General features: G+C 62.9%; 23 protein-coding genes. 11 read left to right on the top strand and 12 right to left on the bottom strand.

Annotation, left to right across the window (positions count from 1 at the left end; all coding sequences use genetic code 11):
• Positions 1 to 36 precede the first annotated feature (36 nt).
• On the bottom strand, positions 37 to 717 hold the full coding sequence (locus GEV01_RS25725) for a Fe2+-dependent dioxygenase (protein ID WP_152808487.1): 681 nt from the start codon (positions 715 to 717) through the stop codon (positions 37 to 39).
• A 162-nt stretch (positions 718 to 879) separates the two neighbouring features.
• Here GEV01_RS25725 and bfr point away from each other — a divergent pair, with 162 nt between their 5' ends.
• The gene (gene bfr / locus GEV01_RS25720) at positions 880 to 1,353 is read left to right on the top strand and encodes a bacterioferritin (protein WP_008452894.1); all 474 of its coding nucleotides are present in this window, start codon (positions 880 to 882) and stop codon (positions 1,351 to 1,353) included.
• Position 1,354: 1 nt separating this feature from the next.
• Here bfr and GEV01_RS25715 read toward each other — a convergent pair whose 3' ends face one another.
• The 6 genes from GEV01_RS25715 to GEV01_RS25690 all read right to left on the bottom strand — a co-directional run bounded on the left by GEV01_RS25715 (position 1,355) and on the right by GEV01_RS25690 (position 9,629).
• Positions 1,355 to 2,689 carry an MFS transporter gene (locus GEV01_RS25715; protein ID WP_152808485.1) on the bottom strand — a complete coding sequence of 445 codons (1,335 nt, stop codon included), beginning with the start codon at positions 2,687 to 2,689 and terminating at the stop codon, positions 1,355 to 1,357.
• The gene (locus GEV01_RS25710) at positions 2,686 to 3,642 is read right to left on the bottom strand and encodes a PfkB family carbohydrate kinase (RefSeq protein WP_152808483.1); all 957 of its coding nucleotides are present in this window, start codon (positions 3,640 to 3,642) and stop codon (positions 2,686 to 2,688) included. The genes GEV01_RS25715 and GEV01_RS25710 overlap by 4 nt, the downstream gene beginning before the upstream one ends.
• Positions 3,643 to 3,676: 34 nt before the next feature.
• Positions 3,677 to 5,536: an alpha-amylase family protein gene (locus tag GEV01_RS25705; RefSeq protein WP_152808481.1), complete on the bottom strand. Its 1,860-nt coding sequence runs from the start codon at positions 5,534 to 5,536 to the stop codon at positions 3,677 to 3,679.
• Positions 5,526 to 7,817: a TonB-dependent receptor gene (locus GEV01_RS25700; RefSeq protein ID WP_152808479.1), complete on the bottom strand. Its 2,292-nt coding sequence runs from the start codon at positions 7,815 to 7,817 to the stop codon at positions 5,526 to 5,528. The genes GEV01_RS25705 and GEV01_RS25700 overlap by 11 nt, the downstream gene beginning before the upstream one ends.
• Before the next feature lie 153 nt (positions 7,818 to 7,970).
• The gene (locus GEV01_RS25695) at positions 7,971 to 9,017 is read right to left on the bottom strand and encodes a LacI family DNA-binding transcriptional regulator (protein WP_152808477.1); all 1,047 of its coding nucleotides are present in this window, start codon (positions 9,015 to 9,017) and stop codon (positions 7,971 to 7,973) included.
• A 3-nt stretch (positions 9,018 to 9,020) separates the two neighbouring features.
• Positions 9,021 to 9,629, bottom strand: a complete 609-nt coding sequence (locus GEV01_RS25690) for a glutathione S-transferase N-terminal domain-containing protein (protein ID WP_152808475.1) — start codon at positions 9,627 to 9,629, stop codon at positions 9,021 to 9,023.
• 108 nt (positions 9,630 to 9,737) lie between these two features.
• On the opposite strand from GEV01_RS25690, the gene purB reads away from it, so the two are divergent.
• The 6 genes from purB to GEV01_RS25660 all read left to right on the top strand — a co-directional run bounded on the left by purB (position 9,738) and on the right by GEV01_RS25660 (position 15,925).
• A complete protein-coding gene (purB, locus tag GEV01_RS25685; RefSeq protein WP_008452901.1) occupies positions 9,738 to 11,114 on the top strand; it encodes an adenylosuccinate lyase in 1,377 nt (458 codons plus the stop codon).
• A gap of 134 nt (positions 11,115 to 11,248) precedes the next feature.
• Positions 11,249 to 11,773, top strand: a complete 525-nt coding sequence (locus tag GEV01_RS25680) for a cytochrome b (protein WP_152808473.1) — start codon at positions 11,249 to 11,251, stop codon at positions 11,771 to 11,773.
• 24 nt (positions 11,774 to 11,797) lie between these two features.
• Entirely contained in the window at positions 11,798 to 12,352 is a 555-nt protein-coding gene (locus GEV01_RS25675; RefSeq protein WP_152808471.1) for a YceI family protein, read from the top strand.
• 23 nt (positions 12,353 to 12,375) lie between these two features.
• Positions 12,376 to 12,942: a YceI family protein gene (locus GEV01_RS25670; RefSeq protein ID WP_152808469.1), complete on the top strand. Its 567-nt coding sequence runs from the start codon at positions 12,376 to 12,378 to the stop codon at positions 12,940 to 12,942.
• Between the two features lie 160 nt (positions 12,943 to 13,102).
• On the top strand, positions 13,103 to 15,256 hold the full coding sequence (locus tag GEV01_RS25665; RefSeq protein ID WP_152808467.1) for a S46 family peptidase: 2,154 nt from the start codon (positions 13,103 to 13,105) through the stop codon (positions 15,254 to 15,256).
• A gap of 102 nt (positions 15,257 to 15,358) precedes the next feature.
• On the top strand, positions 15,359 to 15,925 hold the full coding sequence (locus GEV01_RS25660; protein ID WP_152808465.1) for an NADPH-dependent FMN reductase: 567 nt from the start codon (positions 15,359 to 15,361) through the stop codon (positions 15,923 to 15,925).
• Here GEV01_RS25660 and GEV01_RS25655 read toward each other — a convergent pair whose 3' ends face one another.
• Positions 15,926 to 16,684, bottom strand: a complete 759-nt coding sequence (locus GEV01_RS25655; RefSeq protein ID WP_152808463.1) for a hypothetical protein — start codon at positions 16,682 to 16,684, stop codon at positions 15,926 to 15,928.
• Positions 16,685 to 16,892: 208 nt separating this feature from the next.
• Between GEV01_RS25655 and GEV01_RS25650 the strand changes: the two genes are divergently transcribed.
• From GEV01_RS25650 to GEV01_RS25640, 3 genes are all read left to right on the top strand, one after another.
• Positions 16,893 to 18,581, top strand: coding sequence for a M14 family zinc carboxypeptidase (locus GEV01_RS25650; RefSeq protein WP_152808461.1), 1,689 nt, complete (start codon positions 16,893 to 16,895; stop codon positions 18,579 to 18,581).
• Between the two features lie 86 nt (positions 18,582 to 18,667).
• On the top strand, positions 18,668 to 20,824 hold the full coding sequence (locus GEV01_RS25645) for an FUSC family protein (protein WP_152808459.1): 2,157 nt from the start codon (positions 18,668 to 18,670) through the stop codon (positions 20,822 to 20,824).
• 61 nt (positions 20,825 to 20,885) lie between these two features.
• A complete protein-coding gene (locus GEV01_RS25640) occupies positions 20,886 to 21,806 on the top strand; it encodes an EamA family transporter (RefSeq protein ID WP_152808457.1) in 921 nt (306 codons plus the stop codon).
• On the opposite strand, the gene GEV01_RS25635 is transcribed toward GEV01_RS25640, so the two are convergent.
• A complete protein-coding gene (locus GEV01_RS25635; RefSeq protein ID WP_152808456.1) occupies positions 21,803 to 23,131 on the bottom strand; it encodes a diguanylate cyclase in 1,329 nt (442 codons plus the stop codon). The two genes, GEV01_RS25640 and GEV01_RS25635, sit on opposite strands and share 4 nt — an antisense overlap.
• 225 nt (positions 23,132 to 23,356) lie before the next feature.
• On the opposite strand from GEV01_RS25635, the gene GEV01_RS25630 reads away from it, so the two are divergent.
• Positions 23,357 to 23,611 carry a hypothetical protein gene (locus GEV01_RS25630; protein ID WP_152808453.1) on the top strand — a complete coding sequence of 85 codons (255 nt, stop codon included), beginning with the start codon at positions 23,357 to 23,359 and terminating at the stop codon, positions 23,609 to 23,611.
• Positions 23,612 to 23,811: 200 nt separating this feature from the next.
• Here GEV01_RS25630 and GEV01_RS25625 read toward each other — a convergent pair whose 3' ends face one another.
• The 3 genes from GEV01_RS25625 to GEV01_RS25615 form a co-directional block, all read right to left on the bottom strand.
• Positions 23,812 to 25,278, bottom strand: a complete 1,467-nt coding sequence (locus tag GEV01_RS25625; RefSeq protein WP_328595622.1) for an APC family permease — start codon at positions 25,276 to 25,278, stop codon at positions 23,812 to 23,814.
• A 356-nt stretch (positions 25,279 to 25,634) separates the two neighbouring features.
• Positions 25,635 to 26,141, bottom strand: coding sequence for a DUF1993 domain-containing protein (locus GEV01_RS25620; RefSeq protein ID WP_152808449.1), 507 nt, complete (start codon positions 26,139 to 26,141; stop codon positions 25,635 to 25,637).
• A gap of 62 nt (positions 26,142 to 26,203) precedes the next feature.
• The gene (locus GEV01_RS25615) at positions 26,204 to 26,746 is read right to left on the bottom strand and encodes an EF-hand domain-containing protein (RefSeq protein ID WP_152808447.1); all 543 of its coding nucleotides are present in this window, start codon (positions 26,744 to 26,746) and stop codon (positions 26,204 to 26,206) included.
• Positions 26,747 to 26,830: the final 84 nt, after the last annotated feature.

The raw sequence follows: 26,830 nt of genomic DNA, 5'->3' as shown, positions 1-26,830 counted from the left end.
ACTACCCCTGACAACATCAGCACTCCGTGGGTTGTCTCACACTTCCGCCCACATCCTCAGCAGGTTGTGATAGTGGCCGGCCAGTTCCACCGTGATCTCATTGTCGCCATGCGCGGCGCGCAGCTTCTGGATGTTCTGATCGAGCGCGAACAGCATGCCGCGCTTGGCATCGTCGCGCACCATGCTCTGGCTCCACAGGAATGAGCTGACCCGCTCCCCGCGCGTGACCGGCGCCACGCGATGCACACTGCTGGACGGATAGACGATCACATCCCCCGCCGCCAGTTTGACCTCGTGCGTGCCGTAGGCATCGCTGACGATCAGCTCGCCGCCGTCGTACTCCTCCGGTTCGCTGAGGAACAAGGTCGACGACACGTCGGCCCGCATCGCATTGGCCGTGCCGGGACGCGTGCGGATGGCGCTGTCGATATGCATGCCGTACTGCTCGCCGCTTGCGTAGCTGTTGAAGTAAGGCGGCAGTATGCGCAGCGGCAGCACCGCCGCGAAGAACAGCGGATGATTCGCCAGCGCCTGCGTGATCACGCCACCCAGCTCCTGCGCCAGCGGCGACAGCTCCGCCAGCTGGCGGTTGCGCTTGACCTGCGCGCCCTGCGGGCCGGCGGTGGCGCGGCCGTCGATCCACTCGGCCTGCGCCAGGCGGCGGCGGAACTCCTGCACCTGCGGCTTGGTCAGCACGGCGGGGATGTGCAGCATCATGGGCGGTCCTTTCGTATCGACAGTATGCGAATGTTAATTGTTTTCATTTGCTCCAACAATCTCAGTCCGGGGATATTGGTACACTTTCGCACGCGCCACTGTGGGAACCGCCTGGTTCGTGGCAAAATGTCAGTATTCCACCACCATTGTAGAAAGATTCCCATGAAGGGTGATCCAGAAGTTATTCGCCTGCTGAACGCTCAGCTGACCAACGAACTCACCGCAATCAACCAGTACTTCCTGCACTCGCGCATGTACCGTCACTGGGGTTTCGAGAAGATCGCGAAAAAGGAATACGAAGAATCGATCGGCGAAATGAAGCACGCCGACAAACTGATCGACCGCATCCTGATGCTGGACGGCCTGCCTAACCTGCAAGCCATGCACAAGATCATGATCGGCGAGAACACCGAAGAAATGATCGGCTGCGATCTGAAGCTGGAAAAGGGCGCACAGATCACCGTCAAGGAAGGCATCGCCGCCGCAGAGAAAGCCGCCGACTACGTGTCGCGCGACCTGCTGCTGATGATTTTGGAAGACACCGAAGAACACATCGACTGGCTCGAAACGCAGCTGGACCTGATCGGCAAGGTCGGCATCCAGAACTACCTGCAAAGCCAGATGAACGACGAGTGATCTAACTCGCTTCGTTCAACTCACCAAGCCGCAGCTTCGCCTGCGGCTTTTTTATTTTCACAGCCAGCACGGCCACTGCGCCGCACAGCATCAGGCCACCGGCCAGGCGGATCACATTCTCCGGGTTCCCGCCCAGCAGGCTGCGGTAGTACAGCGGCAGCGTGAAGATCTGGATAATCATCGGGATCACGATGAACATATTGAAGATGCCCATGTAGACGCCAGTACGCTCCGGCGGTATGCAGCCCGCCAGCATCACATACGGATTGCCCATGATGCTGGCCCACGCCAGGCCGATGCCCAGCATCGGCACGAACAGCAGCGCCGGCGAGTGGATCATCGGTATCGACAGCATGCCGATGCCGGCCAGTGCCAGGCAGGCGCTGTGCGTGAGCTTGGGCCCATAGCGCCGCGTGAACTGCACCAGCGCCAGCGCGCCGACAAACGCGATGAAGTTGTAGAACGCCCCCACCTGCCCCGCCAGCAGCCCCGCGTCGCGGAAGCCTTGCGAGGCCTGGTCGGTCGTGCCGTAGATGGTGGTCGACAGCGACAGCATGATGTACTGCCAATAGCAGAACATCGCATACCACTGGAACAGCTTGACCCAGGCCAGCTGCTTCATCGTCGGCGGCATCTCGCGGATCGCGCTGGCGACATCGCCCAGCGTATGCCGCCAGCCGGCAGGGCGCGCGCGGATCTGCGCCAGCTCCTCGCTGCTCAACGGGTATTCGGGTGTGGTCTTCAGCGTCCACAGCACCGAGGAAATCGAAAACACCGCGCCGATCAAAAAGGCGACGATGACGATGTGCGGAATATGGCTGCCATTGACGGCATCCTTGTTCATGCCCAGCCAGACCAGCAGCGACGGCGTCAGGTAGGCCAGCGTTTGTCCCAGGCCCGTAAAGGCGCTCTGCGTCAGGAAGCCTAGCGAATGCTGCTGCGGATCGAGCTTGTCGCTGACGAAAGCGCGGTACGGCTCCATCGTCACGTTGTTGGCCGCGTCCAGTATCCACAGCAGGCTGGCCGCCATCCACAGCGTGGGACTGAACGGCATCGCCAGCAGGCCAAGGCTGCACAGGATGGCGCCGATCAGGAAGTACGGCGTGCGCCGCCCCCAGCGCGTGACCGTGCGGTCGCTCATGGCGCCGATCAACGGCTGCACCAGCAGTCCGGTCATCGGCCCGGCCAGCCACAGGTAAGGCAGGCTCGCTTCATCCGCGCCCAGGTATTTGTAGATCGGGCTCATGCTGCTCTGCTGAAGACCGAAACTGAACTGGATGCCGAAGAAGCCGATGTTCATGTTCACGATCTGCCAGAACGACAGCCGCGGCTTCATGCGACGGCTCCCGGCATGACGGCGTCGCCGCGCCACGCATTGATCCACGGCTGGTAGAACGCGATATCGGCCGGCACCGCACCGGAGATGCCGCAGATGGCGCCGGCGAAGGCATTGGCCCGCGCCAGCGTGAGGCTGACCGGCCAGCCCTTCGCCTGCCCGAACAGGAACACGGCAGAGAAGGCATCGCCCGCACCCACCGTATCGACGATGCGCACCGGCGCATGACAATCCTGGTTGGCGATGACGCCGCCCTCGGCGCCGAAGTACAGCGCGCCACGCTCGCCCAGCGTGACGATCAGGCCTTGCAGCGAGAAGATACGCATCAAGGCCTGGCAGGCGTCCACCATCTCGGCGTCGTCGATGGCCTTGGTGCCCGGCTTGGTGTGGGTGTACCAGCTGAACAAATCCTTCAGCTCATCCTCGTTGACCTTGACGATGTCCGCCAGGTGCAGGGATTCGAAGGCGCAGCGCTCCGTCACCTGGCCGTCCCGGACGTTCAGGTCCAGGTAGCGCTGCGCACTGGAGGAGTCCAGCATCGCCCGCAGCGCCGCGCGCGATTGCTCGTGCCGCTGCGCCATGGTGCCGAAGTAGATCGTGCCTGGAGCCGCTTGCGACAGGGCCGCCAGCGCCGGCGCGGTTTCGACGTAATCGTAAGCCTGGTCGGGCAGGATGATGAAGCGGTGGCCGTCCGCATTGCGCTCGACCACCACACGGCCCGTGGCCTCCTGCGGATCGAGCTGCAAGCCCGCCTCGCTCATGCCGAAGCGGCCGAATTCACTGCGCACCAGTGTGCCGTTCTTGTCCGCACCGATGCGCGTGACCATCAGCGTCGCCATACCGAAAGCCGCCAGATTGCGCGCGACGTTGAACGGCGCACCGCCGACGACTTGCTCGGTGATGAAATCGTCAACCAGCGCTTCGCCGAATACGGCGATGGTTTGTTGGGTCATGCTCGTCTCCACGCCCTGCTCGGGCGATTCTATATTATTCGCGTTCCAGCCAGTACATTGCGTACGGTTCCAGCACCAGCGTTCCGCTCATCGCCTGCTCCGCCACGCAATCGCGCCAGACGCCCTGCAATGCATAGGTTTGCGCTTGGCCGGAGAAGTTCATCAACGTCAGGAAGCGTTCGCCGCGCGCCAGCGCCAGCATGCCGTCCGGCGCATCGGTCAGCAGCGCGCGCGGTGCGTTGGCGGCCAGCGCGTCGTGGCGGCTGCGGATGCGCACCAGCTTTGCCAGCGCCTGATGCATCGCGCCCGGCACCGTGGACACATCGTAGCGATGCTTCCAGCGCTGCTGATCGAACACCGGGCGTTGCAGCCAGCGGCTGTCCATCGCGTGCTGCGGGCGATGCAGATAGCTGTAGTCGTTTTCCATCGCCAGCTCGTCACCCATGTACAGCACCGGCAGCGCGCCGAAGCTCAAGGCCAGTCCGTGCAGCAGCAGCATGCGGCTCAGCGCCAGTGCGCGTTCCTCTTCGGTGACGGCGGATTGCAAGCCTGTCAGCGACGCGGCCATGCCGTTGCTGCCATGCGCCGCATTGGGATCGGTACTCTGGAAAGCGGCGCCGATGGCGTAGCTTCCCTCCGCACCGCTGAAGAAACGGGCCACGCGGGCCAGCCGCGCCGCGCTATCGCCACCGTCGGCAGAAGCCTCCGCCCGCAACACGTTCCAACCGATGTCGTCATGGCAGCGCACGTAGCTGAGCCACGTCGCAGCGGCAGGTAGCGCGGGTGTGTTGCGAATCACCTCGCGCAGCACGCCGGTATCCTGCTCCGCCAGCGCCACCCAACCAGCCGCCATCAGGCTGCTGTGATACGCGATGTGGCACTCCGGCGCGGCGGCGCTGCCCAGGTAAGCAGGCAGCTCACGCGTCGGCACGATGGCCTCGGCCTTCAACAGCACGCCCGGCGCGACGATATCGACAATCGCCCGCAAGGCTTGCAGCAGCTGGTGCGCTTCCGGCTGGTTCATGCTGTTCGTGCCTTCGCGCTTCCACAGGAAGGCCGTCGAATCGAGCCGGAACACTTCGATGCCACGATTGGCCAGGCGCAGCAGCGCGGCGGCCATCTCGGCGAACACCGCTGGATTGGCGTAGTTCAGATCCCACTGGTACGGATAAAACGTCGTCCACGCCCAGCCATCCAGCGCTTCGACAAAACTGAAATTCCCCGGCGCGACTTGCGGGAACACCTGGCCCAGCGTGCGCTCGTAACGGTCCGGCATGTCGCGGTCGGGGAACACGTGGAACATCGCCCGCGCCCCTGCATCGCCCGCCTTTGCCGCCAGCGCCCACGCATGATCGTCCGCCACATGGTTCAGGATAAAATCCGAACACAGGCTGATGCCCGCCACCCGCAACTGCGCCGTCAACGCATCCAGGTCGGCATTGGAGCCCAGCGCCGGATCGACTTCATCGAAGCTGGAGACGGCGAAGCCGCCATCATTCTCGCCCTCACGCGGGCGCAGGAACGGCAGCAGATGCAGATAGCTGACGCCCAACTCCCGCAGATACGGAATGCGCACCGCCACGCCGTTCAAATCGCCGCCGAAGTTCTGCACATAGGCGCAGTAGCCCAGCATGCGCTGGCTGAGGAACCACTCCGGCTGCGCCGCCCGCTGCGCGTCGAGCGCCCGTAGCTCCGCTGGGCGCGCCGCATACAGCGCGCCCAGCGATGCCATCAGGTCGCCCAGCCACGCATCGAAATCGGCACGCTCGCCATACAGGCCGGCCAGCAGCCGGCGCAGCACCGGCTCCGCCGCCGCCAGCCGCCGCGCAGCCTGCGGCCGCAGATCATCGGAAAGGACCGCCAGCAGACGGTCCGAAAAAACTTTAGAAGGCATAGGACAGGCTGACTTTCGCGGCACGGCCGGAGATCGAGCGCGCGGCATGGCCGTCGCCTTCGACTTCGGTGTAGCCGATTTTGTTAAGCAGGTTGTTCACGCTCAGCGACAAGGTAGCCTTCTCCGTCACGCGATAATTGACGAAGGCGTTCACCACCTGATACGCCGGCAGCACGATGGTATGCGCATCGTCGCCCCACGACTTGCCAGTGCCGATCACGCTGGCGCCGACGGTGGCCTGGCCGAAGGTATAAGTCGGTGCGATCTGGTACACCACCTTGGCCTGGCGGCGCGGCGTGTTGCCGATCACCGCCACGTCGCCGGGCGCGGTGCCGGTGATCTTGGCGTCCGTGTAGGTCATGCCGCCGGTGACGCGGAAATCGTTCAGCGCGTAGGCGCCTTCCAGCTCCACACCCTTGGCGTCGTACTTGTTGGAGGTGCTGCGCTGCGTGGTCGCCTCGTAGTTGCTCTCATCGGTCTTGGCCTGGAACAGCGTCACAAAGGTGCTGATGCCGCCACTGCGCCACTTCACGCCACCCTCGATCTGCTTGACGGTGTTGATGTTGATCGGTGCGCTGCCATCGAGCGGAGTGCCGAACAGGATACGGTCCGCATTGAAGGCCACGCCATCGCTGACGCGTGCGAACGCCGCCAGGTTGCTGGTGATGCGGTAGTTGCCGCCGATCGAATACGAGTTGTGGTTGATCTTGTAGTCCACCAGCTGCTGCGTGGCCGGATCGTAGCGCAACGCGCCGCCGCTCATGGTGGCGATGTTGGCCGTGCCGCTGGCGTGCTGGCGATCTTGGCGCACGCTCGCGTCCAGGTTCAGCGGGCCGGTTTCATAGCCCACGTTCAGATACGGCGACGTCAGTTTGTACTCCATGTCGACCGCGCGTGAGCAGCAGCCGCCGAAGGCCGGACCGACCAGGCCCGGCGTGGCGCTGGCCGTTTGCAGCAAGGCCGGCTTGTCGCCGCTGGCCTGCATCAGATACTCGTTGAAGTTCCAGGTCAGCGCCAGCTTCTGCGTCGACAGGTACAAGCCTGCGGTGGTGGTCAGCTTGGAGCCGTCGGCCAGCTTGAAGGTCTTGGCCAGCTTGGTGTCGTTGAGCGTATTGCCCGCATCGTCAATCGAGGTGTTGAACACCACGGCGGAGAAGGCGCGGCCGTTGTAAGCCTTGCCTTTGTTCGGCCCCGTCGCGAACACATAACTGCCGACCGTGCCGTTGTTCCCCGCGAAGACGCCGGTGAAGCGCCCGCTGTTGCTGGAGGTACGGAACTTGTCGCTCAGGTTCCAGCCGTCACCCAGGTCGAACGAACCTTCCAGGCCGACCGTATCGCTCTTCACTTCCAGGCCGTCGTTGACGTTGGTCGACACCGGCGTATTGTTCTTGCCCAGCGTGACATCGCGCACCCAGTACGGCGAATAGAACGTCACCTTGCGAGGATCGATGCCGGGGATTTCGGTGATCTGCTGGTTCACCACCTGCACAGGCACCGGCAGCACCGTCGGCGACTTGTCGTCCACATGCTTGAACGACAGGCGGATAAAGCCGTTGTCCAGATCATGCGTGATATTGCCGCGAATCTGGCCGCCGTCCTCGGTGCTCATGCCCGTGTTGCGCACGCCCTCGCCGGTGCGGTAGTTCCCGCCGATGAAGAAGCGCGTCTTGTCCGAGATCGGCGCGCCGTAGTCGAAGTCCAGCCGCGTCTCGTCGTAGCCCAGGCCGTGGCTGATGCCGATATGGCCGCCCTTTTCCTCGCCGGTCTTGGTGATGAAGTTGATGATGCCGCCCGGCGCGTTGGTCGCCAGCGTGGAGGCCGAACCGCCGCGCACCACTTCCAGGTGATCCAGCGTGCCGTCGATCTTGACGTAGCTGTCCGGCGTGATGAAGTTGAAGTCGCCCGATTGCAGCACCGGCAGGCCGTCTTCCTGGATCTGCACATAACGCGCGCCGCCGGCGGAAATCGGCACACCGCGCACCGTGATGTTGGCGTTGCCCTCGCCGCCCGACGATTCCGACCGCACGCCCGGCACCGAACGCAGCACCTCGGCGGCGCTCAGCGGCGCGCCGTTCTTGATGGTCTCGCCCTCAAGAGTGCTGATCGACACGCTGGATTTCATTTTGGTGGAACCGCCGGAGCTGCCGGTGACGACCACGCGCTCCATGTTCAGGCCATCGGCGGATGGCGCGGCTTCCTGCGCCGAGGCGCCGCCCATGTGCAGGACAGCCGTTGCAACAGCGGCAGCGATGCCGCCCAGTTTGAATGTGCGTTGTTCCATTGTCGTCTCCAGATATTGTCGTTTTGATCTGCTCTTTTATTGAGCAGGTACGCCATTATTCAACGGATTTCGATTTAATGCAATCGATTGCATAACTCTGCAAAAATATATTTACAGGCCTTACTATAGACTTTATGCAATCGGTTGCATAAATCAGACAGAACTGCTGCGGACGATCAATTGGGTAGGAATTTGCAGCGAAGGCGCCGGGCGGCCGTCGACCAGCTCCAGCAGCTGGGCCACCAGCGCCCGGCCGGCCTCGCGTATCGGTTGCTGCACGGTGGTCAGCGGCGGATGGAAGTAGCCGGCCAGTTCGATATCGTCGTAGCCGACCACGGCGATCTGCCCCGGCACATCGTAGCCGCGCTGGCGCAGCGTGTTTATCGAGGTCATGGCCATCAGGTCGCTGCCGGCGAACACGGCGTCGAACGGCAGGCCGCGGCGCAGCAGTTCCTGCACCGCCTCCTTGCCGCCGTCCGGCAGGAAGGACACCGACACCTGCAAAGCCGGATCGACCGCCATGCCGGCCTGCCGCAGTGCGCGGCACAGGCCTTCGTAGCGCTGGCCCACTTCGGGCAGGTTGATATCGCCGAAGAAGGCGATGTGCTTGCGGCCCTGCGCGATCAGGTGCGCGCCGGCCAGCTCGCCGCCGGCCACATTGTCGCCGCCGACGGTGCAGTACAGCTGCTGCGGCAATTGCGCGCCCCACACCACGATGGGCACATGGCGCGCAGCCAGCTGGTTCAGTTGTTCATGGTGGCGCCACTGGCCGATCAGGATGATGCCAATCACGCGGCCCGTATCGAAGGGCGCGGCGGCCGCGTCCAGCTCCTCGGCATCCACGCGCGACACCAGCATGTCGAAACCCAGCTCGGTGAGCGCGTCGGCCAGGCTGCCCAACATCGACAGGAAGAAGGGATCGGACAAATGCTGGCGCGTGGCCGAGTCGTAGGGGATCACCACGCCGACGGTGCGGTTCTGCTTCATGCGCAGGTTCTGCGCGCCGATGTTGATGGTGTACTTGAGCGAGCGGGCCAGCTCCATGATGCGCACCCGCGTCTCTTCACTGACCAGCTTGCTTCCCGCCAGCGCGCGCGACACCGTCGAGGTCGACACGCCGGCCAGCCGAGCGATGTCGGCCATTTGCAGGCGCCGCTGTTGGGCGGAACTGTCCGCGTCGGGCGGCGTGGTCTTGGGCATGGCTTACTGAGGAACCGTGTCCTTGAACGACTGGCGCTCGGACAATTTATCGAACAGGCGCGCCAGGTTGGGATGGTCGTCGCGCCAGGTGATTTCCGGGAAGCGGAACGACAGCCAGCCCAGCGTGCAACCCACGGCCACGTCGGCCAGCGAGTAATGGATGCCGGCGCAATAGGCCGACTCGCCCAGCTTCTCCGACAAGGAAGCCAGGCCCAGGTGCACCTTGCGCATCTGGCGCGCCATCCAGGCCTCGCTCTGCAATTCAGGCGGACGCTGGGTGCGCTCCAGGCGTACGATGATGGCGGCGTCCAGCATGCCGTCGGCCAGCGCTTCCCAGCACTTGATATCGGCGCGGTCGCGGCCGTTTGGCGGCAGCAGCTTGCATACCGGCGTCAGCGTATCGAGGTACTCGACCATGACGCGTGAATCGATCATGACGTTGCCGTCTTCCATGACCAGGCTAGGCACTTTGCCCAGCGGGTTCAGCTTGTCGATGGTGGTGTCCGGCGCCCACACATTTTCCAGTTCAAACTGGTAATCAAGCTTCTTTTCCGCCAGAACAACACGAACTTTGCGTACATAAGGACTGGCGAGGGAACCGATGAGTTTCATAGAGGCTTAGAGTGGAAGATCAGACAACAGTATAACATCGGAGGCCTCGCGCCCGGCCAATGGTAAAATCTACCTTTGCGCAATTTTAACCCTGCCTTCCTTCCCATCATGACCACTACTCCTTACTCCACGCTGTCGGCGCTGTCGCCGCTGGACGGCCGCTACGCCGGTAAAACCGACCTGCTGCGTCCTATCCTGTCCGAATCGGGCTTCATGCACCACCGCGTCAAAGTAGAAATCTCCTGGCTGCAAGCGCTGTCGCTGGCCGGTTTCGCTGAAATCAAGCCATTCTCGGCCGCCGGCACCGCCCTGCTGGACAAGATCGCCAACGAATTCACCGAGCAGGACGCCGCCCGCATCAAGGAAATCGAAGCCGTCACCAACCACGACGTCAAGGCCGTGGAGTACTGGCTCAAGGAGCAGGTCAAGGATGTGCCGGAACTGGTGGCCGCGTCGGAGTTCATCCACTTCGCCTGCACCTCGGAAGACATCAACAACACCTCGCACGGCATGATGCTGAAAGCGGCCCGCGACAGCGTCATGCTGCCGTCGCTGACCAAGGTCATCGCCCGCCTGAAGGAAATCGCCATCGACAACGCCGACGTGCCGATGCTGTCGCGCACCCACGGCCAGACCGCCAGCCCGACCACCCTGGGCAAGGAAATGGCCAACGTCGTCGCCCGTCTGCAGCGCGCCATCAAGCGCATCGAGCAGGTCGAGATCCTCGGCAAGATGAATGGCGCGGTCGGCAACTACAACGCCCACCTGTCGGCCTACCCGTCGTTTGACTGGGCCAACTTCTCCAAGAACGTGATCGAGCAGCGCCTGGGCCTGGTGTTCAACCCGTACACCATCCAGATCGAACCGCACGACTACATGGCCGAACTGTTCGACGCCTTCGCCCGCGTCAACACCATCCTGCTGGACCTGAACCGCGACATCTGGAGCTACGTCTCGCTGGGCTACTTCAAGCAGAAGACCAAGGCCGGCGAAATCGGTTCGTCGACCATGCCGCACAAGGTCAACCCGATCGACTTCGAAAACTCGGAAGGCAACCTGGGCCTGGCCAACGCCGTGCTCAAGCACCTGTCCGAAAAACTGCCAGTCTCGCGCATGCAGCGCGACCTGACCGATTCGACCGTGCTGCGCAACATCGGCGTCGGCCTGGGCTACACGCTGCTGGCCTACGACAGCTGCCTGCGCGGCCTGAACAAGCTGGAAGTGAACCACGCCCGCCTGGCAGCCGACCTGGACGCCAACTGGGAAGTGCTGGCCGAGCCGGTGCAGACCGTGATGCGCCGCTACGGCATCGAGAACCCGTATGAGCAGCTGAAAGAGCTGACCCGCGGCAAGGGCATCTCGAAAGACGCGCTGCGCGACTTCATCACCGGCCTGGCGATTCCGCAGGAAGCCAAAGACCTGCTGCTGGCCATGACCCCGGCCAACTATATCGGCATCGCGACGGATCTGGCTAAAGCCATCTAAGCAAACCCGCTAAACTGTTTTACACTAGCCCCCGCAGACATTTGTCGCGGGGGCTTTTTTATTCCCGTCCAGCACGCATTGCATTTCTTTGGTATATTAGTCCTAACACGTACTATTTTCTGGAGTTCAAGCTTATGCAACGCTATACCAAAACGGCAATGTTGCTGCACTGGCTGACCGCCCTGCTGATCATCGCCGCCTTCTTCCTCGGCCTGACCATGGTGGACATCCACGGCATCACGCCGACCAAGCTCAAATACTATTCCTGGCACAAATGGCTGGGCGTGACGGTGCTGGGCGTGGCCGCCATCCGCCTGCTGTGGCGCAAGGCCAATCAACCGCCACCGCCGCTGGCCAGCATTCCGGCCTGGCAGCACAAGGTGGCCGACGGCATGCACTACCTGCTGTACTTCTTCATCTTCGCGGTGCCGGTTTCCGGCTACTTGTACACGTATGCGGCCGGCGTGCCGGTGGTGTACCTGGGCCTGTTCCAGCTGCCGGCCATCATCGAGCCGAACGCCGAACTTAAGCCGATCTTAAAAACCGTTCACTATGTTCTGACCATGACGATGGCCGCCGCCGTAGTGGCCCACGCACTCGCCGCACTCAAGCATCACTTTGTCGACCGCGACGCCACGCTCAAACGCATGCTGCCGTAATCCCCTCACATCACCGGAGCCACTATGAAAACCATGAAAAAACTCGCCCTCGTCTCGTTGATGGGTGTTGCCCTGGCCGCCAGCGCCGCCGCCCTGAAGACCGATCCGGCCAAGTCCACCGTGTCCGCCGTGTTCAAGCAGATGAACGTGCCGGTCGAATCCAAGTTCAAGAAATACACCGTCGCCATCGACTACGACGCGGCCAAGCCGGACGCCTCCAAGGCCACGGTTGAAGTGGAAACCGCCAGCCTGGACGTCGGCGACGCCGACATGAACAAGGAAGTAGCGAAGAAGGAATGGTTCAACTCGGCCCAGTTCCCGAAAGCCACCTTCGTCTCGTCGTCGATCAAGAGCGCCAGCGCCGGCAAGCTCAACGTCACCGGCAAGCTGACCATCAAGGGCAAGACCGCCGACATCACCTTCCCGCTGACGGTCAAGGCCGACGGCGGCAAGCAAGTGTTTGAAGGCGCGCTGCCGATCAAACGCCTGGCCTACAACATCGGCGAAGGCGAGTGGAAAGACACCGGCATGGTCGCCGATGAAGTGACGATCAAGTTCCACGTCGTCGCAGGCCAATAATTCAACCAAGGAGACACAAGCGCATGAAATTCCAGATCCTGATCGCCACGCTGCTGGCCGCCTCGGCCTCGTCGGCCATCGCCGCCACCTACAACATCGACCCGACCCACACCTACCCGAGCTTCGAGGCCGACCACATGGGCCTGTCGGTATGGCGCGGCAAGTTCGACAAGACCAGCGGCACCGTGACCATGGACCGCAGCGCCAAGACCGGCGCGCTGGACATCGCCATCGCCGCCGACTCGATCGACTTCGGCATGGACAAGATGAACAGCCACGCCAAGACGGCCGACATGTTCAACGTCGAGAAATTCCCGACCATCACCTACAAGAGCAAGTCGTTCAAGTTCGAGGGCGACAAGCTGGTCGGCGTCGACGGCGAGCTGACCCTGCTGGGCGTGACCAAGCCGGTGGCGCTGAAGGTGGACAAGTTCAACTGCATCATGCACCCGCGCTACAAGCGTGAAGTGTGCGGCGCCAACGCCGTGGCCGAGTTCAAGCGCACCGATTTCGGCCTGAACTACGGCACCCCGGCCTTCGCGCCGGAAGTCAAACTGGCGATCCAGATCGAAGCCATCAAAGCCGACTGATCCCGTAGTCATTCCCGCGCAGGCGGGAATCCATGCTGAGCCACCACTCAGGCGTTGTATGGATTCCCGCTTTCGCGGGAACGACGTTGTTCGACTGTCCCCGGTTTTTCGTTATACTCCCGTCGTTGTTCCCTTTCCCACCACTTCAACAACGACAAAAATGCATAAGACACTGATCGCGCTCGCCATCCTGAGCACCGCAGCCCAAGCCGATGAAGGCATGTGGATGCCGCAACAGCTGCCACAAGTAGCCAAGCAACTGAAAGCCGCCGGCCTGAAGCTGGACCCAGCCAACCTGACCAAACTGACCGAGTTCCCGATGGGCGCCATCGTCAGCCTGGGCGGTTGCTCGGCATCGTTCGTCTCGCCGCAAGGCCTGGTCGCCACCAACCACCACTGCGTGTACGGCAGCGTGGCGCACAACTCCACGCCGGAACGCGACCTGCTGGCCAACGGCTTCCTGGCCCATAACTTCGGCGAAGAACTGCCGGCCGCCCCGGGCAGCCGCATCTTCGTGACCAAGGCCGTCACCAACGTCAGCAAGCAAGTCGTCACCGCCGATGTCGCCAAACTGAGCGGCAAGAAACGCAGCGACGCCATCGAGAAGAACCAGAAATCCATCCAGGCCGAGTGCGAAAAAGACGAAGGCCACCGCTGCACCGTGTCATCCTACTACGGCGGCCTGGAGTACTACCTGATCAAGCAACTGGAAATCCGCGACGTGCGCCTGGTGCACGCGCCACCGGCCGGCGTCGGCAAATTCGGCGGCGACACCGACAACTGGATGTGGCCGCGCCACACCGGCGACTACGGCTTCTACCGCGCCTACGTCAGCAAGGACGGCAAGGCCGCCGACTTCAGCAAGGACAACGTCCCTTACCTGCCGCAGCACTTCCTGAAACTGGCCAAGGAAGGCAGCAAGGAAGGCGACTTCGTCATGGTACTGGGCTACCCAGGCCGCACCAACCGCCACCGCCTGCCGTCGGAAGTGTCGTACACCTTCGACTGGAGCTACCCAACGTTCGTGAAGACCTCGGCCGAGAGCCTGGCGACCATCGCCGACACCACCAAGGACAACAAGGACACCGCGCTGAAATACGCGTCGCAAGTGGCCAGCATCAACAACTACTACAAGAACCGCCAGGGCATGCTGGACTCCTACGCCGGCAGCGACATGCTCAAGCGTAAAACCGCCGAGCACGAAGCGCTGAAGACCTGGATCAACGCCACCCCGGCCCGCAAGGCCGAGTACGCAGCCGACATCGAACTGGTGGAAAAACTGATCGCCCAGCGCGACGCCGAAACCAAGCGCGACTACTTCCTGTCCTCGTCCAAGCCACGCCTGCTGAACACCGCGCGCACCTTGTACCGCCTGGCCATCGAAAACACCAAGCCTGACGCCGAACGCAAGGCCGGCTTCCAGGTCCGCGACGTGCCGCGCATCAAATCGTCGGTCGCCGCCCTGGTGCGCAACTACGATGAAAAGGTCGACAAGGCGCTGGTGATGAACAGCCTGACCAAGTACGCCGCCCTGCCGGCAGCCCAGCGCAACGCCGAGTTCGACGCCGTCATCGGCATCAAGGACGGCATGAACAAGGCCGACCTGCAAGCCGCGCTGGACGTGATGTACGCCGGCAGCAAGCTGGGCGACGCCGCCGAGCGCAGCAGCTGGATCGGCAAGACCCCGGCCGAGTTCAAGGCCAGCAACGACGCCTTCATCAAGGCGGCCGTGGCCCTGTACGAGCCGGGCATGAAGGAAGAAGCGGAAGAGGAAGAGCTGGGCGGCAAGCTGCAACAGGCTTACGCCAACTACATGAAAGCCAAGATCGCCTTCATGCAGAGCAAAGGCCAGGCCGTCTACCCTGACGCCAACGGCACGCTGCGCGTGACCTTCGGCCAGATCGCCGGCCGCGACCACGGCGCCGACGGCACCACCTGGAAAGCCTTCACCACCGTGGAAGGCGTGGTTGCCAAAGCCACCGGCGAAGGCGAGTTCAACGCACCGAAAGCCCAGCTGGCAGCGATCAAGGCCAAGGACTTCGGCAAGTACTTCGATCCGAAACTGAAATCGGTGCCGCTGGCCTACCTGGCCACGCTGGACATCACCGGCGGCAACTCCGGCTCGGCCGCGCTGAACGCCAAGGGCGAGTGGATCGGCCTGGCCTTCGACGGCACGCTCGATTCGATCATCTCGGACTGGGACTTCAACAAAGCCAACACCCGCGACATCCAGGTCGACCTGCGCTACATCCTGTGGAACATGAAACACGTGGACCACGCCGACAACCTGCTGAAAGAAATGAACGCGGAATAAGCCGTCTCCACCTCACCCTCGAAACCACGCCCCGGCAACGCGGCGTGGTTTTTTTATGGATCGGTTACATTAAGGGTTCCTCAACCTTCTTCAGGAGATGTCATGGCCGCGAAAAAAGTCGCTGTAGTGATCGGCAGTCTGCGCAAGGATTCGCTGAACCGCAAGTTCGCCCACGAGTTGATCGCGCTGGCGCCGCCGTCTTTGCAGCTGGAGATCGTCGAGATCGGCGAACTGCCGCTGTACAACCAGGACCTGGAAGAGAACGGCGCCACCGCGCCGCAAACCTGGACCCACTTCCGCCAGCGCATGCAGGATGCGCAAGCCGTGCTGTTCGTCACGCCGGAATACAACCGCTCGGTGCCGGCGCCGCTGAAGAACGCCATCGACGTCGGCTCCCGCCCTTACGGCAGCAGCATCTGGAGCGGCAAGCCGGCCGCCATCGTCAGCGTGTCGCCGGGCGCCACCGGCGGCTTCGGCTCCAACCACCATCTGCGCCAGTCGATGGTGTTCCTCGACATGCCGCTGCTGCAGCAACCGGAAGCCTATATCGGCGGCGCCGCCAAGCTGCTCGGCGACGACCGCAAACTGAACAACGACAGCACCCGCGAATTCCTGCAAAAGTTCATGAACACCTTCGGCGCCTGGGTCGAGACCAACGCCAAAAACTAATCAGCGCTTGAGCGCCTTGAAGGCGTGACCGGCCTCGGTCAAGGCGGCAGGCTTGGCGGCTAGATTGCCGGCCGCCGGCCGCGCCGCGCGTTGCAGCGCCAGCAGCAGCGGCGCCTTGCGCTCCGGGTCCGGCAGCAGCGCCAGGTCGGCGCCCGGCAGGCGCTGGGCCAGCGCGCCCGCCTCGTCCGCCCCCAGCTGCTCGCAGCTGACATACAGCCGGTACGACGCCCAGCTGTTGCCCACCTCCAGCATGAAGCCCGCCACATTCGCCGTGCCCGGCTGGCCCGGCAGCGCCGTCACGCGCAGCCTGGTCTTGCCCTTGCGCAGATGCAGCGTATCCCAGGTCTGCATCGGATAGAAGCGCGGCGCATCGGCACCCTCCATCTGCGACGATGCGGCGGCCGGCTCCGCCACGATCACCGGCAGCTTGCCCAGCGACGCCAGCGGCGCCACCCCGCCGTAGCGGCCGCTGCCGGCCGGCGTCACCAGCAGCAAATCGGCCGCCGGCCACTGGCGCACAGCTTCGGCGCTGTAGGCATCGGCATCGGCTCCCACGGTGAGAATGCTCAAGCCCTGGAAGTGAATCAGCGCCAGCCCCTTGCCCACCAGTTGCACCCGCCCCGGCGCCGCCGGAGCCACCGGCGCGGCTCCCTCCAGTTCGATCACATAACGCGGCCCGATCTGCGCCAGCCCCACCTTGCAGCCCAGCGCCAGCAAGGCCACCACGATCAACGCCCGCCATCCATAGCTGTTGCCCATCGCATTCTCCCGCTCATGCCCGACGTCCTCCAGTAGAGCACCGGCGGCGCGGGGTTTTCTTGAAGCAACTCAAAAGGCGGCCCCGCTTCGGCTGGCGGCGCTCAAAAATCGGGCACGAATGATACAATTCCGCCCTCGGCAGCGCGTTGCAACGCTTACCCAGCGCGGCGTGCCTTTCCATCCAACTCCCTCTGAGATCCAGACTGCCATGCACCCAGACATGCCTACGCCTTACGAAAAAGGTAATCAAAACCAGACCACCCTGTGGACCGAATGCATTGCGTTCTACCAGGAACTGGCGCAGCGCTTCCCGCAAGTGCTGCGTTTTGAACAGATCGGCACCTCCGACGGCGGCATCCCGGTGCATGCGGGCGTAGTCAGCGCGGACGGCGTGTTCGACCGCGCGCAAATCAAGGCTGAAGGCCGCACCGTCTTCTTCAACAACAACGGCATCCACCCCGGCGAACCCGAAGGCGTGGACGCCTGCATGGCCATCGTGCGCGACCTGTGCTTCGATCCGGCCCGCCTGGCTGCGCTGGGCAAGACCGTGCTGCTGTTCGTCCCGCTGTACAACGTCGACGGCGCGCTCAACCGCGCCAACACTTCTCGCGTCAACCAGGACGGCCCGGAGCAGTTCGGCTTCCGCGGCAACAGCCGCCACCTGGACCTGAACCGCGACTTCATCAAGTGCGACACGCTCAACGCGCAGCTGTTCAACCAGCTCGTCACCAGCTGGGACCCGGATGTGATGGTGGACACCCACACCTCCAACGGCGCCGACTATCCGTACACGATGACCCTGATCCACACACAGGCGGACAAGCTGGGCTACGGCCTCGGCCCCTTCCTGCGCGAGACCATGCTGCCGCACATCTACGCCGAGATGGAAGCCAAGGGCTGGCCGACCTGCCCGTACGTCAACCCGGTGCAGGACACGCCGGACGACGGCATCGCCGAATTCCTGGAAGTGCCGCGCTTCTCGACCGGCTTCGCAGCGCTGCACCACGTCATCGGCTTCATGCCGGAGACGCATATGCTCAAGCCCTTCAAGGACCGCTACGATTCCATGCGCGCACTGCTGGACGTGACCATGGCCTTCACCGTCACCCACGGCGAACAAATCCAGAAGCTGCGCGCCGACGCGCGCGAGCAGGCCGCCAACGCTAAGGAGTGGACCGTCAGCTGGCAGATGGATGAAGCCAATCCGTCGACCTTCCGCTTCAAGGGCTACGCCGCCAAGCGCAGCCCCAGCCTGCTCGGCAACTACACCCGCCTGTCCTACGACCGCAGCCAGCCGTGGGAAAAGGACATCGCCTACTACAACAGCTTCGTGCCGTCGGCCACCGTGCGCGCGCCGAAAGGCTATGTGATCCCGCAAGCCTGGCGCGAAGCGATCGAGCGCCTGCAATGGAACGGCGTGGAGATGGCGCGCTTCGACGAAGCCTCCACCATCGAAGCGCAGTACTACCACATCGCCTCCGTCACCTCGCGTCCGAACGCCTACGAAGGCCATATGTACCACGACGTGGTGGAACTGGAAGCGCGCACCGGCAGCTTCACCGTGCAGCCGGGCGACTACTTCATTCCGCTCAAGCAGGCCAACGCCCGCTACGCCGTCGAAACGCTGGAGCCACAAGGCCACGACTCCTTCTTCCGCTGGGGTTTCTTCAACAGCGTGCTGGAGAAAAAAGAAGCGTTCTCCGACTACGTGTTCGAAGACCTGGCAATGGAGATGCTGGAAACCGAGCCTGAGCTGAAAGCCAAATTCGAACAATGGAAGGCCGCAAATCCGGCGCTGCTGTCCGACCAGGAGAAGGTACTGGGCTTCATCTTCGAAAACGGCAAACGCCACGCCGAGCCGGAATGGCGCCGTTACCCGGTGCTGTCCGTCTTCTAAGTCCCCGCAAGTATCAACTAGCGTTACCCCATGCGCGCAGCGGCGATCCCGCGGCGCGCATGCAAGCTGCCCACAAGGCCATAGCCATGCATTACGCACTCAACCTGCGCACGTTTTTTTACAGCCATTACTTTTACCTGGGGCTGCGCTTCGCCGCAGGCCTGGTCGGCGTCACACTGATCACCCTCCAATTCGCCGACATGGCCACCGCCATGACGGTGTGCATCGGCGCGCTCTGCACCGCGCTGATGGACATGCCCAGCCCCCTGCGCCATAAGTTCAACGAGATGAGCGCCTCGGTGCTGCTGTGCAGCGCCGTCACGCTGTTGATCAGCCTATGCGCGCCGGTGCACTGGCTGCTGATGTCCATGCTGGTGGCGATCAGCTTCCTGGCCTGCATGATGGTCGTCTACGGCAAGAAGTCGATGCCGCTGCAACTGGCCACACTGTTCATCATGACCATGTCGATGGAACACGACATGACGGTGCGCGAGTCCTTCATTCATACCGGCCTGTTCACGCTGGGCGCCGTGGCCTACCTGGCCTACGCGATGGGCATCTCGTGGATACTGCGCCACCGTATCAAGCAGCAGGTGCTGGCCGAGGCGCTGTTCGAACTGGCCGCCTACATCGACATCAAGGCCGACTTCTACGACACCCGCTACAACCTCACCGAACAATTCAACAAACTGGTGCGCCACCAAAGCCTGCTGGCCGACCGCCAGCAAGCCTCGCGCGACCTGATACTGCGCAGCCACCAGAACAGCAAGGACGCCATCGTCGTGCAGACCCACGTCTGCATGCTGGACCTGTATGAGCTGATCCTGTCGACCCACACCGACTACGCCCAGCTGCGCGTGCACCTGGCCGATTCGCCGGTGCTGAAAACGCTGCACGACCTGGCCTACAAGGCGGCGCGCGACATCGAATCGGTGGCCTACGACGTCACCCGCAAGAAGGCGTCCTACCCCGAGATCAGCTACGAGTCGGAACTGGACGCCATCGAGGCGGAGCTGGCATCCCTGCAGCGCCGCGTGGACGAAGGCAAGCCGGCGCAGGAAGCGCTGGCCGTGCTGCGCGCGCAGCGCAACAAGGTACGCGCCATCATCAAGATGATCGTCGAGCTGCACCGCGCCAGCCAGAAGGTCTACGACAGCACGCCGTTCTGGGTCGACGCCGACATGGGCCCCTTCCTGTCGCAGCAGAAGTACGAGCTGCGCATGATCCTGTCGCACCTGCGCCTGGACTCGCCGATCTTCCGCTTCTCGCTGCGGGTGGCGATGGCGATCTCGGTCGGCCTGGCGGTGGCCGCGTGGTTGCCGTATGCGGCGCACAGCTACTGGATCGTGCTAACCATCGTCATCATCCTCAAGCCCAGCTTCAGCATGACCAAGCAGCGCCGCAGCGACCGCATCGTCGGTACCATCGTCGGCTGCGTGATCACGGCGCTGATCATCAAGTACCTGAACTATCCTGCGGCGATACTGGGCTTCCTGATTCTGTCGACGGTGGCCACGCCCACCTTCATCTACCTGCGCTACCGCTACGCGGCGATCGCGGTCAGCATCATGATCCTGCTGCAGATGCACCTGATCGCGCCGGGTAACCATGACCTGATCATGGAGCGCCTGATCGACACCTTCATCGGCGCGGCCGTGGCGACGGCCTTCAGCTTCGTGCTGGCCAGCTGGGAGTATCAGAGCCTGCCGCGCCTGATCCGCGAAGTGCTGGGCGTGAACCTGCGCTACATGCAGGCCAGCTTCGATCTGCTGCAAGGCAAAGGCAAGGACGATTTCGCCTACCGCATCGAGCGCAAACGCCTGATGGACAGCCTGGCCGCACTCAGCTCCGCGCTGGTGCGCATGCTCGACGAGCCGGCCCGCAAGCAGCGCGCGGTGGAGGACATCAACCTGTTCATCGTGCAGAACTACCTGCTGGTGGCGCATGTGGCCGCGCTGCGCTCCATCCTGCGCCGCCACCAGAAGGAGCTGCCGACCGCCCCCGTCAACGCCATGCTGAACGAGAGCCACGAGCAGGTCGTACGCACGCTGGCGCAGGCGCTGGCGCCGCAATCGGCGTCGCCAGCGAGCGAGCCTGCAACTGCGCCTGCGATGGCCGCCGTGGACACCGCCAGCGTGCCTTGGTCCGGCTGGCCACTGGTGCAGCGCCGCATCCGCCTGCTGCAGGCGGACGCGGTCAAGATCATCGTCCACAGCGAAGCCATCGTCCGCAACGTCGCCTGATCCGGCGCCGGACTAGGGCCTGGCGCCTGCGCCGCCGTCGCAGGCCTGCTACTATGGCTGGATGAGCGCTTCCTCCTCCCCATCCGCCTTCAGCACCCGCGACCTGGTATCCGCGTTATTCGTGGTCCTGATCTGGGGCACCAACTTCGTCGCGATGAAGGTCGGCCTGCGCGACCTGACGCCGTTCCAGATGGGCGCCGCGCGCTACATCTTCGCCGTGCTGCCGTTGATCCTGTTCATCCGCCCGCCCAAGCTGCCGGTCAAATGGATCGTGGCTTACGGCTTGTGCCAGGGCGTCGGCCAATTCGGCCTGCTGTTCCTGTCGCTGAAGGTCGGCATGTCGGCCGCGCTGGCGTCCGTGATCCTGCAAACGCAAGTCTTCTTCACCGCCTTCTTCGGTTTCGCGCTGCTGCACGAACGCGCCAGCCGCGCACTGCAAGCGGGCCTGCTGCTGGCCGCCGTGGGCCTGGTCTGCTTCGGCATGAACTACGTGCAGCCCGGCCACGCGGGCGGCACCACCGCCGGCGGCTTTGTACTGTGCCTGGCCGCCGCCGCGATGTGGGCGGCATCGAACATCGTCGTGCGCCGCGCGCAGCAGGCCACGCCGCAATTCGATGTGGTGGGTTTCATGGTCTGGTGCAGCCTGGTGCCGATAGTGCCGTTCATCGGCCTGTCGCTGGCCTTCGACGATCCGACCACGCGCTGGAGCTGGACCAGCGCGCCGCTGGCCACCTGGATCTCTGCCGCCTATCTGGGCTGGATGGCGACCATCCTCGGCTACGCCATGTGGACGCGTTTATTGAAGCGCCACCCGGTCAACCGCGTGGCGCCATTCAGCCTTGGCGTGCCGGTGGTCGGCATCAGCGCCGGCATGATCGCGCTGGGCGATGTCATCACCGGCTGGCAGTGGGCTGGCATCGCGCTGATCGTCGCCTCGCTGATCTGCACCATGTTCGGCGGGCGCTGGCTGGGCCAGCGTTAAGCGAAACAGACTCGGTTGCGGCCCGTCTGCTTGGCGCGGTACAGCAGCGCGTCGGCCTTTTGCAGCATCGCCTCGGCGGTGCCTGCGGCCAGGTCGGCGTAGACGCCCATGCTCATCGTCACCTTCAGGTCCGGGTGCACCTCGTGCCACGGGAAGCCTTCGATCATGTTGCGCAGCTTGTCGCACAGGGCGGCGGCTTGCGGCAGCTCGGTCTCCGGGAAGGCGATGACGAATTCCTCGCCGCCGTAGCGCGCCACCAGATCGCTCAGGCGCATATGGCTGCGCAGGATCTCGCCCACCTGGCGCAGCACGGCGTCGCCGGTAGCATGCGAGAACTGGTCGTTGATACGCTTGAAGAAATCAATATCCCCTATCACCACGCTCAATGGCCGCTTGTGGCGCACCGCGTGGCTGAACAGGGTGGTCGCCTGTTCGTCGAAATGGCGGCGGTTGTGCAGCTTGGTCAGGGCGTCGCGCACACTGAGCTCGCGCATCTGCTCGGCCTGCGCCAGGATGGTCTGGTGCGACTCCTTCAGTTCCTCGTGCGAGCGCGCCAGCTGCTCGCTCATATCGTTGAAGGCGCTGGCCAGCGCCGCCACTTCATCCTTGCCCTCCACCGGCACCCGCTGCAACAGCGAGCCGCCATGCATGGCGCGCACCGCGCCGGTCAGGTGACTGAGCTTGCGGCTCAGGCCACGGCTCAGCAGAACGCCCAGCACCAGCGCCAGCGCGGCCGCACCGGTCACGCCAGCCACCAGCGCCTCGCGCATGGCGTCGATATATTGCTGTTCCTGTTTGCTGGGCGTGAACACGCCCTCCGGTGAAATATAGGCTTCCACGCGCTCGCCCACCTTGATGGCGCGCGCATCCTTGCGTGCCGACTCGGGCAGCACCTCGCCGGGCCGGTACACGCCGGCGCCCAGCAGCACGCGGTACTGGCCGTCGGCCACGATGAAGTGGAACGGCGGCTCGCCGTTTCCACGCGGCGGCGGCGGACGCCCGCCCTCGTGGCGCGGCGGTCCCTCGCCCGGCGGCGGCCCGCGACGCTCATCGCCCTCCTCATCCGGAGGCGGTGGTGGCCGGTTGCCCTGTCCATCCTGGCCGTGCATGAAATTGTCGAAGGGCTCGGCGGCGGTGGCGGCCTGCCAGCTGCCGTACTTTTGCAGATAGCCGTTCATCCCCTCGTAGAAATGATCGGCGGCCCGCTGGCGGCGGATCACGTCGACCTTCTTGGTCATGCCCACGTAGGCCAGGCCGCCCACCATCGCCACGGCCGCCAATCCGGTCAGCAGCAAGGCAAGCATGAATTTCGTGCGCAGGGACATCGGAGCTCCGTCAAATTATTGCCAATTGGACAGTAATCATACCCGATGGCAGTCTGTCCGTAAAAAAATCCGGCCTTAAAAAATTACTCTTGAGAACGCTTTTCTCATAGGGGAAATCGCCAGTTATATTGATTGCTTATGGCGAGTATCACAAATCAAAAGTTTATTTATTACTGAAAGGCGCGCATACTGCACTGCAACAAACGAACATTTAAGGAGCTTCTGATGAGCGCAACTAACAACCTGATCTACATCGACCTGACCTCGACCCGCTATGCAAGCAACGTTGCCGCCGCAGCGCGCCAGCTGATTGCCGCACTGTTCGCAGTCAAGCCACGTCCAGCTGTCGTCGCTGAAGAAGTTGTTACGCCGCGCCAGCAAGAGTCCGCCGCATCGTGGCTGAACAGCATGGCCAATGACTGCGAACGTCATTCGCCCAACCTGTCTGCCGAACTGCGCTACATGGCGTCGCGCGGTTAATTGAACCGAATTTAACTTCCTGGAGATCACCATGCTGACCATCATCGAAAACCTGCCTGCCGCCATCGCCCTGTCGGGCCTCGTACTGCGCCTCTACCTGGGCGCCAAGCCTGGCAAAGACGAAGCGTAAGCCGTCTGTCGCACACAGCAAAAAGCCCCGGTAACGCGCAAGCGGCCGGGGCTTTTTTACGTCCAGGTTTTTACTTGGCCGTATTCAGTCGCGAGTTGCGCATGCCGTACAGGAAGTACGTCAAAATCGCCGCGCTCATCCAGATGATGAAGATGGTGTAGGTCGTCAGCGACAGGCCGAACATCAGATACAGGCAGGCGGCGATGCTCAGGCCCGGCACCACATACGGGCCGAACGGCACGCGGAAGCCCTTGGTGCCCTTGCCGTTTTCCTTGCGGCGCATCACCGGCACCGCCAGCGACACCACGATGAAGGCCGTCAGCGTACCCATGCTGACCATATCCCACAGGAAGGTCGCGTCAACGAAACCCGCCACCAGGCCGACCACGATGCAGACGATCAGCGTGTTCTGCACCGGCGAGGCCGTGCGCGCATTGACCTTCTGGAACGACTTGGAAATCAGGCCATCCTTCGAGATCGCGTACAGGATGCGGGTCTGGCCGTAGATCGTCACCAGCGTCACGCTGAACACCGAGATCACGGCGCCGGCCGACAGCACCAGCGCAGGCCAGGTCTTGCCCGTCACGTTCTGCAGGATCACGGCCAGGCCGGCTTCCTGCCCGGCGAACTTGTACGCAGGCTGCGCGCCCATCGCGGCCACGGCCACCAGCAGGTAGAACAGCGTGACGATGCCCAGCGCAGCCAGGATGCCGATCGGCACGTTGCGCTTGGGATCGCGCACTTCTTCGCCGGCCGTGGCGACGGTGTCCAGCCCGATGAACGAGAAGAACACCGTGGCCGCAGCGGCCGTCACGCCGGTCATGCCGGTGATGTGGACGCCGTTGTCCGGGCTGAAGAATGGGTGGAAATTGTTTATATCAAAGCCGGAGAAGGCGATCACCACGAAGAAGATCAGGATCGCCAGCTTGATCATCACCATGATGGCGTTGGTCGTGGCCGATTCCTTGGTGCCGCGTATCAGCAGCAGGCAGCACAGGCCGACCAGCAGGATAGGCGGCAGGTTGATATGGCCGCCGTGGAACTCGATGCCCTTGGGCGTGGACACAATCATCGGCGAGCGCAACATCTCGGGGATGTGCACGCCGAAAGCATTGTTCAGGAAGTTGTTCAGGTAATCGGACCAGCCGATCGCCGTGGCACTGGCCGCCAACCCATATTCGAGCAGCAGGCAGGCCGCCATGATAAAGGCCAGGAACTCGCCGACGGTGGCGTAAGCAAACGAGTACGACGAGCCGGACGCCGGAATGCGGAACGACAGTTCGGCGTAGCACAGCGCGGTCAGGCCGGCGGTGATGGCGGCGAACAGGAAGGACAGGATCACGGAAGGGCCGGCTTTCGGCACCGCCTCCACCATCGTGAAGAAGATCCCGGTGCCGATCGTGGCGCCGACACCGATCATTGTCAGGGGAAACAAGCCTATGGAGCGGTGCAGGCCGTTGCTACTGGAGGGAGCAGTTTCTACAGTGTTATTGACCGGCTTGGTACGGGTCAGTTTCTGGACCAGCGTTTGGTTCACAGGCAATCCTTGTGGGAGATATGTACGGGCAAAAAAACTAAGCGATTATAGGGCCTTCCGGCCCATCGCAATACAGTAATTTTGTGTTAGAAAAACAACTCAGACCCCAAGCGGGGCAAGGGCTCCGTTACAGTTGCTTACTTTTGATACAGCGGGATGTATAGATTGGAAATTATTGTCAAGTTACTCTAGGGACAAGTGTTACAACTAGCCTAGCCCAAGCCCAAGAGAGCCTGCCATGCCTATCCAAAAAATCCCCACTGTATCCCGGCGTTTTCATCCTGTCGTGACTGGCGCCGCCGTTGCCCTGTTGGGTTTGGCGGGCACGCTGGCTGCGTGGCTGGCGCGCGGCTGATTCAGAACGGCCCGAGATAATCGCGCTTGCCGACCGGGACGCCCCGGTTGCGCAGGATATCGTGGGCGGTGACGATGTGGAAGAAGAAGTTCGGCAACGCGAACGTCAGCAAGTAGTCGTCCCCTTTGAACTCCGGTTGGAACGAACCAAAATTAAGTGCGATCGTGCGCGCTTCGCTGTCGGCGAACGCGTCTTCGTCGATGCTTTCCAGGTAGGCGATGGTATCGGCGATCCGCTGCTGCAACTGATCGAACGACGTTTCGTTGTCTTCAAATTTGGGCGCGGGCACGCCGCTCAAACGCTCCACCGACAATTTCGACGTATCGCTGGCGCGCTGCACCTGCGCCGACAGCGGCATCATGTCATCGGCCAAGCGCGCCGAGATCATCGCATCCGGCACCGAGCCATGCTGCTCGACATAAGCCTCGGCCTTCCCCAGCAAATCCGACAAGACCTTCAAGCCCCGCACAAACACAGGCACCGAAACCTGATACATCGATAGCGACATCGCGAACTCCAGACGTGAGATAGAGAACTGCGAGTGTAGCGCAATCGACGCAATCGAGACGCTCAGGCCAACTGGTCGACGTTGCTGCCGATTTTGCTGGCGTCGGTGGTTTTGTCGGGATGGGCGATGCTGTAGACCAGTTGTTCCTGTGCGGAGACCGTGCCGTCCTTGTTGGTATCGGCTGCTTCGTAGGTCGTGGTTGAGCTACTGGTGCTGCTTGTGCTGCTGACGCCACCTGCGCCACCACCACCCGCACCGTGCGCGCCCTTCGCACCCTGGCCACCTTGAGCGCCGCCGGCGCCACCCGCACCACCACTCGGGCGCGGCGGCGCAAAGGTGCCGCTCTTGATCGCAGTCTCCAGGTCTGACTGCGTGATCGAACCAGACTTCTGCGTATCGATCGCATCGAACTGCTTGGTGGCGTCGTCTGCCGACACGCCTTTCTTTTCCAGGCCCGATACGAATTCGTCTTTATTGACCTTGCCATCCTTGTCGGCATCCAGATCGCCGAATACCTTGGCTGCAAAGCGCGCCGCCCCCTTCGCAGGATCGAAGGAGGTAGGCTGGGTACTGCCGCTTGAAACGCCGCTGATTGCTGTCGTCATGATGATTACTCCGTGGTTAAGGACACTGTTGTTCCTGTTAACGAACTAATCGATGTAACTATGACCCCGCAGAGTGTAAAGCGA

This window comes from Rugamonas rivuli (genome assembly GCF_009380165.1).
GTDB classification, from domain to species: Bacteria; Pseudomonadota; Gammaproteobacteria; order Burkholderiales; family Burkholderiaceae_D; genus Rugamonas; species Rugamonas rivuli.
Note: the sequence above shows the minus strand (reverse complement) of the source record. Positions and strands in the feature narration are given on the sequence as shown.